Genomic DNA, 12537 nt, shown 5'->3' on the forward strand with positions numbered 1-12537 from the left:
GCGGCAATAGCCAAATGAAAGGAACACATTCAAATGACCGAGGCCAATTCTAACAGCGTCGCAGGCCTGACCGTCAGCAGTCAGGAACCGAACATTGCGCCGCTGCTCACCGACACGCCATCGACGGCCACCGTGGGAATCGTCAGGCCCGGAGCCGGCGACGAAGCCCGCGTGATGCTCACCGTCGGACAGGAAGGCATCGAACGACACATCGCGCTGGAACCGGAGACGGCCCAGCGGCTCGCCTACCTGCTCAACCTGCACGCCACCCAGCTCAAGGACGAGGCCGACGGGCACCCGCATCTGCTGCACGAGTTCAGGGAGGTGAACGCCTGCGATGGGAGCGCCAGTTGATTCAAGCCGCGTCCCATTGGGGCAGCGCCTCGCATGGACTCCGGCGCAGGCCGCGCAGGTGTACTCGCTCGACTACAAGGGCCTGCTGCATGCCATCAACGCCGGCGACCTCGAAATATTCAGACCGCCGAACCGCGAGGGCAAACCCGGCAGGCCGAAGGTCAGCAAGGAGTCGATGGACAGATGGATCCGAGGATTGGAGGAATAGATGAGCAGCAGCGAAAAACAACAGGAAGGCCGTCGCCGCGAACTCAAGCTCACCGCACGTGAACGGCTCGACACCGAGGAAGCCGAACGCATCCGCCTGCTACTGGGGCAGATCCGCGACAGCTGGAACGAGCTGCAGGCCGTATTCCCCGACTGGGCGCGCAAGACCACGCTCGCGTTCTCCGAGATCCAAGGTACCAAGGGAGTCGTCGCCCAGCTCGACCACCACAGCGAATACGGGAAATACGACGAGTACATGGCGCTCGTCGACCGACTCGAAAAGGAGGGCGCATGGCGATGAACCGTAGGGAGAAGATCCTCATGGCGCTATGGCTGCTCGCATTCTCCGCCATCATCGTCGCCGCCATCTGGGCGGGCATGTGGCTGTTCGCCGGACTGCTGCGTGAAGGCTCGTTCAGCATGCTCCACCTCATCGTGCTCGCCATCTCCGTCACGCTCGCCGCGATACTCGGCAAGCCGTTGGGAGGCGACGAAGAGTGAACGTGTTCGAACTGACCGTGCCCGGCGATCCATTGTCCAAGGCGAGGCCGCGCGTCTACCACGGCCACGGCATCACCGACCAGAGAACCAAGAACGCCGAGAACCGAGTGTATTCGGAGTTCCGCCGCAAATACGGGGATGTGAAACCCATCGAAGGGCCGGTGCAGGTGGGCATCAAGTTCTTCATGGCCTCGCGCCACCCGCGCGATTGGGACAACCTCGCCAAATTGGTCACCGACGCACTGAACGGAGTCGCCTACCGCGACGACGTGCAGATAGTCGAAGCGCGGGTATCCAAGGTGCTGCCCGACGAAATGGTTCCCGGCGCACGCAAGGGCACCAAGCGAAAACGCAAGACCGGCGACCCGCTATTGCATCACGGACGGCCATACGAGCCGCACACATTCATTCTCATCAGCGAACTCATGGAAACCGATTGAAAGGCAAACCAATGAACCACACCGAATACATCACGCAGACGCTCATCGACGACGAGAACATGCCCGCCGACCTCGCCGCGCTCTACCCGGCGGCATCGAAGATCGCCGACGCGGCCAGCGCGTTCATCGACAAGGCCGATCAGGCCATCGCCAAGAAGAACCTCGCCGGCCAGAAGGCCGAGATCGTCGCCAAGTGCATCGACATCTGCCAGCACGTCGTCAAGGAAGGCGCGGCCATCAGCCGACTGCTGCGCAATCCCGCCGGCAGCATGCAGCAGCTCTGGGAACAGAAGACCGGCGACGAGGCGCGACAGCCCGACATCGACGAAGTCGTCGCCGAAGTCATGGAGGAAGCCGCCGGGGCAATCGAATCTGCCGACAAGAACAGCGAGGACAAGCGATGATCGCCACACAGTCAGACATCAAAGAGGAAATCAAGACGATCCAGCACTCCAAGGGCATGACCGTCGAACAGCAGCGGGAGGATGCGCTCGCCGACCAGCGCGAAGCATTGCTCATCAAGCAGGCCGAACGCATCGCCACCCTGCAGTCGGAGATCAGCGTGCGCCAGGAGGAACTGGACTCGCTCAAGGCGCGCATCGCCGAAGAGCATCCGGAACCCGGCAGCTATCCCGCCGGCGCGTTCAAGGTCATCGTCAAGCAGGGCCGTCGCAGCCTCGACGCGAAACGCTTCATGGCCGAATATCCCGCAGCGCAGAATCCGCGCCTCTACGAGCTGAAGCCGAAGAGCCTGACCAACGTCGCCAAGCTCGTCGGGGAACTCGCGGTGGAGGAACTGATCGTGCGTTCCAAGCCGAGCGTGGTGGTCGAATGAACGCCGGACGCATCGCGAACATCATCGCCACCGGCATCACCGAGGCCGACGAGGCGCAGGAACTCAGCGACGACCTGTACATGCTCCGATCCGACAAACTCCACGAGACCTGCGAACGCATCGCAGAGCAGATCATCAAAGACCATCGTGAAGCGAAGGCGAGGAAACATGGCAAGCGTCGATGACGTACTCGCAGTCGCCCAGGCGCAAGCGGACGAACTGCCTGCCGGCTACGCGCATGCGGACGATCCGGACGTGCTCACCGATGGCGAAGGCCGTATCATCGGCCTGCGCAACACGGACATCGACCCGTTGACGGGTGAGCTGCGCGACGAGCCGCCGGCGAATCCACCCACCAAGGTCGTTACGGACGAAGAGCCGCGCCTGTGGCCGGAGATCCGCATGATGATCGAGACCGGCATCAGGGAACAGCCCAGGGAGAGGCAGTCGGAGATCGGGCCGAGCGAACTGGGCACCGACTGTCTGCACTGCCTCGCCGCCAAACTCGCCGGCTGGCCCCAGAAGCGCAAGCCATCGTGGCTGCCGTTCATCGGCACCTGCGTGCATGAGCACTTCGAACAAGAGTTCAAAGGCATCCAGACCGTCGAACGCATGGAGCCGGACGAACTCACCGGCGAACCACGCAAGACGATCCGTCCCCGCTTCGAAACGGAGATGCGCGTCAAGGTCGGCACATTGTCCGGCATCTATGGGGCGAGCAAACTGCATGGCTCAATCGATTTGTACGACCGCAAGACCGGCAGCACCGTCGATTGGAAGATAACCGGCGACACCACCATGAAGGCGGCAAAGGCGCACGGCCCGTCGCAGCAGTACCGCGTGCAGGCCAGCCTCTACGGCATCGGCTTGGAGAACGCGGGGGAGCGGTGCGAACGCAACTGCGTGTTCATGCTGCCGCGCTCCAAGGCCTCGCTCGACGAAGCCTACGCATGGGAGGTGCCGTTCGACCCGAAGCCCGGCCAGTGGGCGATGGGCCGCGCGCAACTGCTCATCAACCTCATGGACTGCATCGAACTGGCAGACGGATTGGACGTGCGCGACGCATGGATCCACTCGCTGCCAACCAGCCCGACGCACTGCTTCCAATGCGGCAGCTGGCCCGACGACCAATTGGGCGAACTCGCCGCATTGAACGACAACCAGTATCCGGACGTACCCGCCAAATGGGAAACGCTCAAGCAACTGCTCGAACCAACATATTCGAATTTCAAGGACTAAGGACAAAACATGTACGGCAACAACTATCAGCAGGGAAACGGTTTCCAGCAGAACGGCTACCAGCAGCCGCAGCAGGCGCAGCAGCCGGTGAGCATGAGCCTCGACTCGGTCATGCAGGGCGGCACGCCCAGCGCGTTCAGCAAGGACGACCAGATCGGCGCATCGGTGAGCGGCGAGATCACTAGCATTGAAGCGCAGCAGCAGACCGACTTCACCACCGGAGCGCCATTGTTCTATCCGAACGGCAACCCGAAGCCGCAGGTAGTAATCCACCTGAAGACCAGCCAGCATGACCCGAACCGCGAATACGACGACGGCATGCGGGCCGTGTACGTCAAGGGCTACAACCTCAAGGCGCTCAAGCAGGCCAGCCAGCAGGCCGGCGTGGGCGACTATCCGCGCGTCGGCGACCAGCTGACGGCCACGTTCTCCAGCACCCAGCCGGCCAAGCAGCGCGGATACAACGACGCGAAGCTCTACACCTACGTCGTCGTGCCCGGCAATCCGCACAAGGCGGGACTCGACGCGGCGATGAACGATCCGCAGGCGATGGCGCAGCAGCCCGCGCCTGCGGCGGTATTCGCACCGGCACCAGCGCCGGCAGTGTACGTCACGCCGCAGCAACCCGCGAACCCCGCCGCGCCCAACCCGCAGCAGACGCAGCAGATCCTGCAGCTCAAGGCCCTGGGCAAGACCCCGCAGGAAATCGCCGGCATGATGGGCATCGACGTGCAGCAGGTGCTCGCAGCCGCCGGCAACCAGATCGTGGGCAGCGAATCCGAACCCGAATTCTGATTATCGATGCCATGTCACACGTTACGTAAGCAACGTAAGCGGTGTGACATGAACACGAAGCTGTTACGTAAGCGTATGTAAGCGCTTACGTAACAGCTTACGAGACGCTTACATATCAACGTAAGCGCCAAAACCCAATGATTCCAAGCCTTATCGCTTACAAATTTACATATATACATAAAACGAGAAAACAGCTATGGGGTATCTATATATCTCTTTGTTTACTGTTCTCCTTTATGGCAAAGAAAGCGTAAGCAGATAAGGTCCGCCAAATCGAAATCGAAAGGAAGACGATGGCAGGGCAGTACGACGATTACGCTCCAATCCAAGCCGAGGATCTGCCAGCGAAGTACACCGGTTGCTTCAGCCTGCTCGACCTGACGTTCACTCCGCCGAACGACTTCGACCGCGTAATGACCATTACCGGCAAATCGCTGCAGCTCGTCACCGACAATGACAACGACGGGCGCAAAGGCAAACAGCTCGTCATGCACGCCGGATACCAAAAAGCAATCTGGGAACTCAGGGAAGGCCATCTGCGCTACTGCCCGAGCCAGCAACGACTCTGGCGACGCGACCCTGACGTGGAAGACCACCACGGAGACAGGTACCTGCTCAACAGCTGGCACCCGATCAAAAGCATCGAAGACGAATACCACATCGGCAACAGCAGCAACGACCGCAGCCGCAACTACGCGATGAGCGCCACGATCCTGCGCGAATCGAAACGTTCGCAATGGTTTAAGCAGGTGGAGCGAGGCGTTCGCATCGACCCTTGCGTGTGGTATCGAAAAGGTGGTTGCGTCATCTGCGTGCGTGGTGACACCGACATGGCAGTGACCCAGACGTTCGACCCGAAGGGCATGAGCAACCAGGCAATCGAACAAGCCGTGAACATCTGCAAATGGCTGACCGTCGACGACAAATCATGCAGCAACCTGCTGCGCATGTTCGCCACGCCCTGGCTCGAACCGTTCAAGCAGCTCAGCTATGTGCTGAGCGGGCATGGTGGCGATGGCAAGACGCTGCTCATGGTCAATGCAGTTCAGGCAGTGCTCGGAGACCGCAAGTCATATCCGGCGTTCAGCGCGGCAAAATACTGTGAGAAGGGCTTCAGCCTGTCTGCGGAATCGATGAACGACGCTATGGCCGGCATGGCGTTCGCCTACGACGATGAAGCCGCCGAAGTGACAGATGACATGCTGCCGGCATTGCGCTCGCTCTCTACAGGGGCGACCGTTAATGCACGAGTGGTTGGAGGCAAGTACTATTCGACGAAGCCGACGGCGACCATCGTGATTCTGACCAACATGCCGTTCGCGGATTCTTCCGAGCCGTCCGACAAGCGCAGGTTCGTCAAGATCGAGATGCACCGTTCCGACGGGCGCAGCTTCGATGAATACCATGCCATCGAACTGTTCATACGCGAGCATCCGGCTGCGTTTTACGCGGCCAGCTGCCGACTGTGGGAGAAAAGCGACGAGCCTGAGCTGGTCAATCTCAGCCCGGCGCGAGCCATCAGCGACGAGATGTACTGGATCATCAGCGAGATCCTGACCAACGAGGAAAAATACGGGCAGTCGGTGGCATCGCGAGACGCTTATCGCGACGAGTTCCATAAGCCGATTCCGCGTGATGTCATGGCGCTGCTCGGTTTGACCAACAGCACATCGCGTTCAATCGGAGATAAACAGAAACGTGTTGTTCGCGTTGAGGATATGTCACGCTTCGACGTGTACCGTAAGGCGATCAAGGCCGAGGAACATGACGATGACGCGCAATCCGATGTGCCGGAACCTCCGGTGCCGCTTGAACTCGACTCGCAGCTGGCTCCGAGCCTGTTCGGATTCCAATGCGACTATGTGCCGGCGAACCCGGACAAGAGCGCGTTCAACTGGAAGAAGCTCGCGTTGGATCCGGCAGTGGATACGGGCGTGGTGCCGAACACCCCCGCCTACGCGGTGGTTCCCGCTTCGGGATTCATGGTCATCGACATGGATATGAGCAAGACCGATGGCGAGGACGGCTGGACTGTGCTCAACCGCAGGGTAGGCCGATATGGCAGTAAAGCGTTCCCGGCGACCTACCTCGTGCGCACGCCATCCGGAGGCCTGCACGCCTACTATCGCGTTCCCGACGCACTTCAAGGCAAGGTCAAGAACGCAGTCCATCTCAAGACCAGCGAATATCCGGACGGCATTCCGGTGGATCTGCGCGTGGAGCGCAAGGGGTACGTCATCGGCGCAGGCTCGCACGTCAACGAAGGCGACTACAAGCTGTGCGACCTGCCGGGCGATGACGGTATCCCGGAGGCAAGCGTGGAGATCTGCAGGTGGCTGGAGGCCATCGGCTGCATCGAGGGCAAGGAGCCGACGCGAATAACGCCGGCAGCGCCGCGACATCAACTGCCAGCGTCGAAGCGCGAGCCGATCCGATTGAGTCTCGCCCAGGTCATGGCCGGCGACGATCAGCCTCGCCGCCAGCCAAGCCCGGACATGACCCCGGTGCCGGAAGGCCAGCGCAACCAGACGCTGCACGACTGGGCGTTCGGACGTGCGCTCAATCACCCGGAGAACTGGCCGGCCATCGAATCAGACCTGTACGCGCGGGGCCATGCCAGTGGCCTGCAGGACTCGGAGCTGGCGACCATCTGGAAATCCATCACACGACAACTCAGTGGAAAGGAATAACCAATGAAACATCCGAGGACATTCCTCGCGACGATGGCAACCGGAATCATCACCTGCGTCATCATCCTGTTTCTGTCAGGCTGCGGATCCAGCCATGAAGGCATCACCAAGTACGAATGCTCGGCGGCGGAAGGAAGCGTCCAGACCTGCACCGTGACCATGCCCGACACTCGCCGCGTAACCTGCCTCGTTTTCAACGGCAGAGGCATCGACTGCGATTGGGCACACGCCGACGGAGCAGACAACTTGGAGGGACGATGAGCGTCATTGAACGAGTAGACATTAACTACGTCTCGATTGACGAGCAGGGCAACGTGCATACGATTCCTCTCGCGCAGACCCGGATCAACTCATGGGATCTACACAAGGTGCTGTTCATGCGAGGCTATATCGACAATATGCATGGTTATCGAGGCCGATATCTGAAGGGTGCGCTGTACAGGGCATGTAAGTCCATCGTCAGAGAAATTGACGATTTGAAATTGGAGGACTAGCGATGGGAGTTAAACTCGCCGCCGGAATCGAAGCAGAACGCAGATTCCCGATACCCTCCACCGACATCGAGAACGATCCCGAAGGCTATATGCTGCCTGCTATCCGGGCAATCCAGCAAGCGTCGTTCATCGAGGGAGCCGTATGGAACGCCGAACACGGAATCTCTGAATTCAGTGATGAACCTCTGAATTCAGAGAAACGGCATATCGCCTTCTGTCCATACGACGGCGCTCCGCTGATGTGGGACGAATGGGAATCACCGTTGCCCGGACTTTGGATATGCACGAAATGTGGCGGCAAATTCCAAGAAGGCGACGACGATGCCTAAACAGCGGGCCTGCGAGCCGAAGCCGTCCTGGCTACGACTCATCGCCCAGCCCGGCAACTTCAGCAAGCTCGAATCCGACATCTGCGGAGGCTGCTCACACTGGATCCTCCGATGCAAGCAAGGCGTATGGGAGTCATGGGATCCGGGCGTGGTCACCGGCGACGATCTGGCCGTGGCGATAATCCTCGGCCGCAGGCTCACCAGACTCGAACCAATCTATGGCAGCACCACGCCACGACTCATCGACGTGTGCGGCGAGCGCGGCATCAAACCGGACGGCCGATACCTCGCCGAACATCGCTGCTGGACTGAACCGATCAGCCGACGGCCATACAAGCCACCACAATCAGCAGCCCGGCAATCCCAGTGGGGCAAGGACATCAAGCTGACCGACGAGGAACTACAGGAATTCAAACGCATATGGAACACGCCAATAAGGAGGCTCACATGACCACGATGGCAAGACGGGAACTCATCCTCAAGATGGCCGGCAACGGCTACAAGGCCAAGGAGATAGCAGCGCAGCTGAAGATCCCGGAGGCCGAGGTTCAGGCCGTCATCAACCATCCGGCCATCAGCAAGATCGACACCAGAGTGCGGTTCATCGAACCGCCGAGCTTCGAAGGAATGTGACACCAGTCAGACAAGGAGCGGAAATGGGCGAATGCCAATCATGCCACGCCACGGCAAAGGAAGGACGAACGCTGTGCCTGCGATGCCACATCAGGTTCGCACGCACGCTGCTGCGCCTATCCAAGGACGTGACACCGATGCGCGACAGCCTCGACGCGACGCTGCACCCCGGAGGCCATCAGCCGACGAGGATCCAGCCAAGCGTGCCACCGACTCCGATCCGCCTCGACGTGCTCGACCTCATCGACATCCTCGACTCGACCGCGCACCAGCTGTGGCACATACTCGACGGCACCGAGCAGCGGCATGAGCCGGATCTGCGCGAGACGCTGATCCTGTGTGCAAGGCACGCGAGGCTCGGCAGATTCCACGACGCAGGCCTCTACATGGACACGTTCGAACGCCTCGCCAAACGCATCGACGAAATCCTCGACCCGCCATCGGAGCAACAGCCGATAGGCAACTGCACCAACCCGCTGTGCGGCATCACGCTGACCGCAGGAAGCCGAGACCAGTGGGTCACATGCCCAGTGTGCGGCACCGAACAGCGCGTGCTCACCGTCAAGCTCGCATGGCTCAACCGACTCTGCGAAGACCCGGCGAAGAAAGGCAGCGCATCCGAGATAGCCAAAGTGTTCGCCACCTGCGGCATCAACGTCAAGCGCAACACCATCAACCAGTGGGCCAAACGCGGCAGACTGCACGCCGACGAATCCGGAGAATACCGGTACGGAGACGTGTGGCGGCTCGTCGAACTTGACAAATCGCCAGACTGTCACCGATAATTGCAGTGGATTATTGGGCCGGAAAGCAAAACGCTTCCGGCCCATTCGCATACCTACGGCGGTGCAGCCATGCCAATCACCTGCGACATAGCATTGAGCACCGGACTCACCCAGGTGGGAGTCATCACCGTCGAAGTCCCGCCCGAAGTTGCGCAAGACCCGAGGGAACTGGACAGGCGTATGGCATTGGGCATGCGAGCATTCACCGTCGCATTCGAATCGGGGGATACGCAATGCCTTGGAAAGTATGCTCGACCCCCGGCTGTCCCAACCTCATAGACCACGGGGCGAGGTGCGACGCATGCGCCCGCAAGGCCGACCGGAAGCGCCGGCCAAAAGGAAACCCATACGCGAGCGCAGGCCACCAACGATTCCGCCGCCAAGTACTGGCACGCGACCCCCTCTGCGTATGCCCAGGGGATACCCGAGTGGGTGGGTGCGGCAGGCACAGCGGACTATGCGGCAAACCTTCGACAGTCGCAGATCATTATCCATACGAACGCAGCGAGCTGATCGAGATGCACCGGGATCCCAACGACCCGCAATTCGGACGCGGAATCTGCGCCGCATGCCACAACGCTAAAACCGGAAAGACAAGACCGTTCGGCTTCCGCGAAACCTAGCGACGGCCGTCGGCCAACGCCAAACGCGAACGCCGACGGCAAAGCGAACGCGAAGCGAAAAAGAAAAAGCATCTTCGCTTCGGCCTTCGCAAAGCAAAACTTTCGACGACCCCGCCGCCGGCAGCGCCGGCCGCGAATCGTCGAAGGATTTTCAAATCGATTTCGAATTTTTCAAGCCGGGGGGTGGGGGTCGAAGTCAATCGACTCAGAACCGCCGGAGAGGTGTCTCGCGGGTGCGCGGGGTTCAAAAGTCAATCAGGGCAAGGCCGCAAGGGCTTTCGCCCGTCTGTCGCTCGGGCGCAAGGCCCTGACGAGAGGTGAACAACATGACCAGTGGAGGAAGACGAGTGCGTTCCGGCCCTGCGCCGGATCCGAATTCAAGGACGAGCGAACGGCGGGGATACACGCTGCGCTCGCTGCCGAACACGGAATACTCGGGGAAACCGTTGAAGTACCCGCTGCCGCCATTGCAGGACGCGGAAGCCAACCAGCGTGAGGAAACCATTTGGAAATGGCTGTGGAAACAGCCGCAGGCGCGTGCCTGGAAGATGAGCCAATACCGGTACATGGTGCATGACATCGCCATGTACTGCCGCATGTTCGTGCTTTGCGAGTCTCCGGCTGCGAAGGCGGCGGATCGCGGGATCCTGCTGCGATTGTCCGACCGCATCGGCCTCAGCCCTGCGGGCTTGGCGGCGCTCGGCTGGAAGATCGAGGAAGACGAGGCTCAGGCCCGAGCGGTGGACACCGAGTTCACACGCAGACTCGCAGAACGCCAGCGCCATGAGGCTCAGGCGGAGCGCGAGGCCGGAGACGACAGGCCACACGTCTACCAGCGGCGGATGAGCAATGGCCGATGACGAATGGATCATCGATTTCCCGACGCTCGGCCATTTGGTGTGCTCGTGGATAGAACGCCACTGCAGGCAGCCCGACGGCCCGCTGAGAGGCAGACCGGTGCAACTGTCGGACTGGCAGTACTGGCTGGCCGCGAACCGCTGGCGGATCCGCGAGGACGCGCCATACGTTCCTCCGGAGGAAGTCACCGTCGATAACCCGATGGTGCTCAACCAGGCGTTCGCCTACCGCATGACGCTTACCGTCGGCCCGCAGAAGTGGGGCAAAGGCCCATGCACCGCGTTCTTCACCGCCGCCGAGGGCTGCGGCCCGGTGGTGTTCGACGGCTGGGCGAAGGAAGGCGACGTGTACCGGTGCAGTGACAACGGCTGCCCGTGCGGCTGGGAATGGCCTTACAACGATGGCGAGCCCAAAGGCCGCCGGCACCCGTCGCCGCTCATACAGTTGACGGCCAACAGCGAGGAACAGGTGCGCAACATGTACCGGCCTCTCGTCGCCACTATCCTGCTCGGCCCGTTGAAGCACATGATGAAAGTGCGCGACACCTTCATTCGCATACTCCAGCCCGGACGCGAGGGCGAGGCCGACGCATTGGATCTCGACCGTATCGACGTGGTCACCGCATCCGCGAAAAGCCGATTGGGCAATCCGATCACCGACGCGGAGCAGGACGAGGCCGGCCTGTACACGAAGTCGAACGGCATGATAGCCGTCGCCACCACGCAGCGCCGAGGCGCTGCCGGCATGGGCGGACGAACGCATGCGTGGACGAACGCATGGGATCCCGGCGAGAACAGCTACGCGCAGCAGGTGTTCGAAACCGGCGACGACGACGTGTTCGTGTTCTACCGGAACCCAGATCTGGCGAAAAGCCTGCGCCACAGGGACGGCAGGCCGCTTGATTTCAACATCAAGGCCGAACGGCTGAAGATGCTCGAATACGTCTACCGTGGCTCGCCCTGGGTGGACTTGAACTCCATCGAATCGGAGGCCAAGGCGCTGATGAAGACCGACCCGACTCAGGCGGAGAGGTTCTTCGGCAACCGGCTCGTGCAGGGCGGCGGCGCATGGCTCGAAGACGGATTGTGGGAGGCATGCTATGCCGGCGCATGAACTCTGGCTGGAGAACCCGCCGAAGGGCACGCTCGTGTGCGCCGGCTTCGACGGCTCCGAGAACGACGACTGGACGTGCATCAAGATGGAGACCGTCGACGGCCTGATCTTCACTCCACGCTACGGCCCAGACCGCAGGGCGACCATCTGGAACCCGAAGCAGTGGGGCGGAAGGATACCCCGCGCCGAGGTTTCCGCCGCATGGGCCGAATTGAACGAACGCTACAGGATCGAACGCGCCTACTGCGATCCCGGATTCCGCGACGAAGTGTCGTGGGAATCGGAGATCGAGGCATGGGATCGCGCCTACGGGCCTAAGAAGTTCATTCCGTGGACGATGAGCGGTTCCAGCCGAGTCGGAGCAGTCTACGAGGCTCTTCGCCGCTTCGAGGCCGACCTGACGACCAGACGCATCAAACAGGACGGATGCCCGATCACCAGAACGCACATGATGAACGCCCGAAAAGTGGCGAAATCGTTGGAACGCTACGGTTTGGCGAAGCCGCAGCAGAACAGGAAGATAGACGCTGCCGTGACAAGCGTGCTCGCGCACGAAGCGGCCTGCGACGCACGCGCCGCAGGCTGGGGTGCGAAGAAGAAGCACTCGCACATGTTCACCGGCAGTTCGACAAGGAGGTAGT

The 12537-nt window shown here is 61.1% G+C and carries 20 protein-coding genes; all 20 read left to right on the forward strand.

Annotation, left to right across the window (positions count from 1 at the left end):
* Nucleotides 1-33: 33 nt before the first annotated feature.
* The 20 genes from AC1AUD_RS07160 to AC1AUD_RS07255 all read left to right on the forward strand — a co-directional run bounded on the left by AC1AUD_RS07160 (nucleotide 34) and on the right by AC1AUD_RS07255 (nucleotide 12536).
* Nucleotides 34-354, forward strand: coding sequence for a hypothetical protein (locus AC1AUD_RS07160; RefSeq protein ID WP_476573451.1), 321 nt, complete (start codon nucleotides 34-36; stop codon nucleotides 352-354).
* Nucleotides 338-562 carry a DNA-binding protein gene (locus AC1AUD_RS07165; protein ID WP_476573452.1) on the forward strand — a complete coding sequence of 75 codons (225 nt, stop codon included), beginning with the start codon at nucleotides 338-340 and terminating at the stop codon, nucleotides 560-562. Before AC1AUD_RS07160 ends, AC1AUD_RS07165 begins: the two co-directional genes overlap by 17 nt.
* Nucleotides 563-862 carry a hypothetical protein gene (locus AC1AUD_RS07170; RefSeq protein ID WP_476573453.1) on the forward strand — a complete coding sequence of 100 codons (300 nt, stop codon included), beginning with the start codon at nucleotides 563-565 and terminating at the stop codon, nucleotides 860-862.
* Nucleotides 853-1062, forward strand: a complete 210-nt coding sequence (locus AC1AUD_RS07175; RefSeq protein ID WP_476573455.1) for a hypothetical protein — start codon at nucleotides 853-855, stop codon at nucleotides 1060-1062. Before AC1AUD_RS07170 ends, AC1AUD_RS07175 begins: the two co-directional genes overlap by 10 nt.
* Entirely contained in the window at nucleotides 1059-1502 is a 444-nt protein-coding gene (locus AC1AUD_RS07180; protein WP_476573456.1) for a RusA family crossover junction endodeoxyribonuclease, read from the forward strand. Before AC1AUD_RS07175 ends, AC1AUD_RS07180 begins: the two co-directional genes overlap by 4 nt.
* Nucleotides 1503-1513: 11 nt before the next feature.
* Nucleotides 1514-1906 carry a hypothetical protein gene (locus tag AC1AUD_RS07185; protein ID WP_476573458.1) on the forward strand — a complete coding sequence of 131 codons (393 nt, stop codon included), beginning with the start codon at nucleotides 1514-1516 and terminating at the stop codon, nucleotides 1904-1906.
* Nucleotides 1903-2337: a hypothetical protein gene (locus tag AC1AUD_RS07190; protein WP_476573460.1), complete on the forward strand. Its 435-nt coding sequence runs from the start codon at nucleotides 1903-1905 to the stop codon at nucleotides 2335-2337. The genes AC1AUD_RS07185 and AC1AUD_RS07190 overlap by 4 nt, the downstream gene beginning before the upstream one ends.
* Nucleotides 2334-2522 carry a hypothetical protein gene (locus AC1AUD_RS07195; RefSeq protein ID WP_476573461.1) on the forward strand — a complete coding sequence of 63 codons (189 nt, stop codon included), beginning with the start codon at nucleotides 2334-2336 and terminating at the stop codon, nucleotides 2520-2522. The genes AC1AUD_RS07190 and AC1AUD_RS07195 overlap by 4 nt, the downstream gene beginning before the upstream one ends.
* Nucleotides 2506-3576, forward strand: a complete 1071-nt coding sequence (locus AC1AUD_RS07200) for a hypothetical protein (RefSeq protein ID WP_476573463.1) — start codon at nucleotides 2506-2508, stop codon at nucleotides 3574-3576. The genes AC1AUD_RS07195 and AC1AUD_RS07200 overlap by 17 nt, the downstream gene beginning before the upstream one ends.
* Nucleotides 3577-3585: 9 nt before the next feature.
* Entirely contained in the window at nucleotides 3586-4371 is a 786-nt protein-coding gene (locus AC1AUD_RS07205) for a hypothetical protein (RefSeq protein WP_476573465.1), read from the forward strand.
* Between the two features lie 293 nt (nucleotides 4372-4664).
* The gene (locus AC1AUD_RS07210; protein WP_476573467.1) at nucleotides 4665-7061 is read left to right on the forward strand and encodes a bifunctional DNA primase/polymerase; all 2397 of its coding nucleotides are present in this window, start codon (nucleotides 4665-4667) and stop codon (nucleotides 7059-7061) included.
* 3 nt (nucleotides 7062-7064) lie between these two features.
* Entirely contained in the window at nucleotides 7065-7322 is a 258-nt protein-coding gene (locus AC1AUD_RS07215) for a hypothetical protein (RefSeq protein WP_476573469.1), read from the forward strand.
* Nucleotides 7319-7555 (forward strand): hypothetical protein, encoded by a 237-nt coding sequence (locus tag AC1AUD_RS07220; RefSeq protein ID WP_476573470.1) that lies wholly within the window; start codon nucleotides 7319-7321, stop codon nucleotides 7553-7555. Before AC1AUD_RS07215 ends, AC1AUD_RS07220 begins: the two co-directional genes overlap by 4 nt.
* Before the next feature lie 2 nt (nucleotides 7556-7557).
* On the forward strand, nucleotides 7558-7884 hold the full coding sequence (locus AC1AUD_RS07225) for a hypothetical protein (RefSeq protein ID WP_476573471.1): 327 nt from the start codon (nucleotides 7558-7560) through the stop codon (nucleotides 7882-7884).
* Complete coding sequence (locus AC1AUD_RS07230; protein WP_476573472.1) at nucleotides 7877-8335, forward strand: hypothetical protein; 459 nt, start codon at nucleotides 7877-7879, stop codon at nucleotides 8333-8335. The genes AC1AUD_RS07225 and AC1AUD_RS07230 overlap by 8 nt, the downstream gene beginning before the upstream one ends.
* Nucleotides 8332-8517, forward strand: a complete 186-nt coding sequence (locus AC1AUD_RS07235; protein WP_476573473.1) for a hypothetical protein — start codon at nucleotides 8332-8334, stop codon at nucleotides 8515-8517. The genes AC1AUD_RS07230 and AC1AUD_RS07235 overlap by 4 nt, the downstream gene beginning before the upstream one ends.
* A 23-nt stretch (nucleotides 8518-8540) precedes the next feature.
* Nucleotides 8541-9302, forward strand: coding sequence for a hypothetical protein (locus tag AC1AUD_RS07240; RefSeq protein ID WP_476573475.1), 762 nt, complete (start codon nucleotides 8541-8543; stop codon nucleotides 9300-9302).
* A gap of 949 nt (nucleotides 9303-10251) precedes the next feature.
* Nucleotides 10252-10785: a hypothetical protein gene (locus tag AC1AUD_RS07245; RefSeq protein ID WP_476573477.1), complete on the forward strand. Its 534-nt coding sequence runs from the start codon at nucleotides 10252-10254 to the stop codon at nucleotides 10783-10785.
* Nucleotides 10775-11896 (forward strand): terminase, encoded by a 1122-nt coding sequence (locus AC1AUD_RS07250; protein ID WP_476573479.1) that lies wholly within the window; start codon nucleotides 10775-10777, stop codon nucleotides 11894-11896. Before AC1AUD_RS07245 ends, AC1AUD_RS07250 begins: the two co-directional genes overlap by 11 nt.
* Nucleotides 11883-12536: a terminase gene (locus AC1AUD_RS07255; protein WP_476573480.1), complete on the forward strand. Its 654-nt coding sequence runs from the start codon at nucleotides 11883-11885 to the stop codon at nucleotides 12534-12536. Before AC1AUD_RS07250 ends, AC1AUD_RS07255 begins: the two co-directional genes overlap by 14 nt.
* The last annotated feature ends 1 nt before the right edge of the window (nucleotide 12537 follow it).

The organism is Bifidobacterium sp. LH_730 (assembly GCF_056355835.1).

Coding starts and splice junctions, on each gene's coding strand:
- AC1AUD_RS07160 (WP_476573451.1), top strand. CDS start 34: ATGACCGAGGCCAATTCTAACAGCGTCGCAGGCCTGACCGTCAGCAGT.
- AC1AUD_RS07165 (WP_476573452.1), top strand. CDS start 338: ATGGGAGCGCCAGTTGATTCAAGCCGCGTCCCATTGGGGCAGCGCCTC.
- AC1AUD_RS07170 (WP_476573453.1), top strand. CDS start 563: ATGAGCAGCAGCGAAAAACAACAGGAAGGCCGTCGCCGCGAACTCAAG.
- AC1AUD_RS07175 (WP_476573455.1), top strand. CDS start 853: ATGGCGATGAACCGTAGGGAGAAGATCCTCATGGCGCTATGGCTGCTC.
- AC1AUD_RS07185 (WP_476573458.1), top strand. CDS start 1,514: ATGAACCACACCGAATACATCACGCAGACGCTCATCGACGACGAGAAC.
- AC1AUD_RS07190 (WP_476573460.1), top strand. CDS start 1,903: ATGATCGCCACACAGTCAGACATCAAAGAGGAAATCAAGACGATCCAG.
- AC1AUD_RS07195 (WP_476573461.1), top strand. CDS start 2,334: ATGAACGCCGGACGCATCGCGAACATCATCGCCACCGGCATCACCGAG.
- AC1AUD_RS07200 (WP_476573463.1), top strand. CDS start 2,506: ATGGCAAGCGTCGATGACGTACTCGCAGTCGCCCAGGCGCAAGCGGAC.
- AC1AUD_RS07205 (WP_476573465.1), top strand. CDS start 3,586: ATGTACGGCAACAACTATCAGCAGGGAAACGGTTTCCAGCAGAACGGC.
- AC1AUD_RS07210 (WP_476573467.1), top strand. CDS start 4,665: ATGGCAGGGCAGTACGACGATTACGCTCCAATCCAAGCCGAGGATCTG.
- AC1AUD_RS07215 (WP_476573469.1), top strand. CDS start 7,065: ATGAAACATCCGAGGACATTCCTCGCGACGATGGCAACCGGAATCATC.
- AC1AUD_RS07220 (WP_476573470.1), top strand. CDS start 7,319: ATGAGCGTCATTGAACGAGTAGACATTAACTACGTCTCGATTGACGAG.
- AC1AUD_RS07225 (WP_476573471.1), top strand. CDS start 7,558: ATGGGAGTTAAACTCGCCGCCGGAATCGAAGCAGAACGCAGATTCCCG.
- AC1AUD_RS07230 (WP_476573472.1), top strand. CDS start 7,877: ATGCCTAAACAGCGGGCCTGCGAGCCGAAGCCGTCCTGGCTACGACTC.
- AC1AUD_RS07235 (WP_476573473.1), top strand. CDS start 8,332: ATGACCACGATGGCAAGACGGGAACTCATCCTCAAGATGGCCGGCAAC.
- AC1AUD_RS07240 (WP_476573475.1), top strand. CDS start 8,541: ATGGGCGAATGCCAATCATGCCACGCCACGGCAAAGGAAGGACGAACG.
- AC1AUD_RS07245 (WP_476573477.1), top strand. CDS start 10,252: ATGACCAGTGGAGGAAGACGAGTGCGTTCCGGCCCTGCGCCGGATCCG.
- AC1AUD_RS07250 (WP_476573479.1), top strand. CDS start 10,775: ATGGCCGATGACGAATGGATCATCGATTTCCCGACGCTCGGCCATTTG.
- AC1AUD_RS07255 (WP_476573480.1), top strand. CDS start 11,883: ATGCCGGCGCATGAACTCTGGCTGGAGAACCCGCCGAAGGGCACGCTC.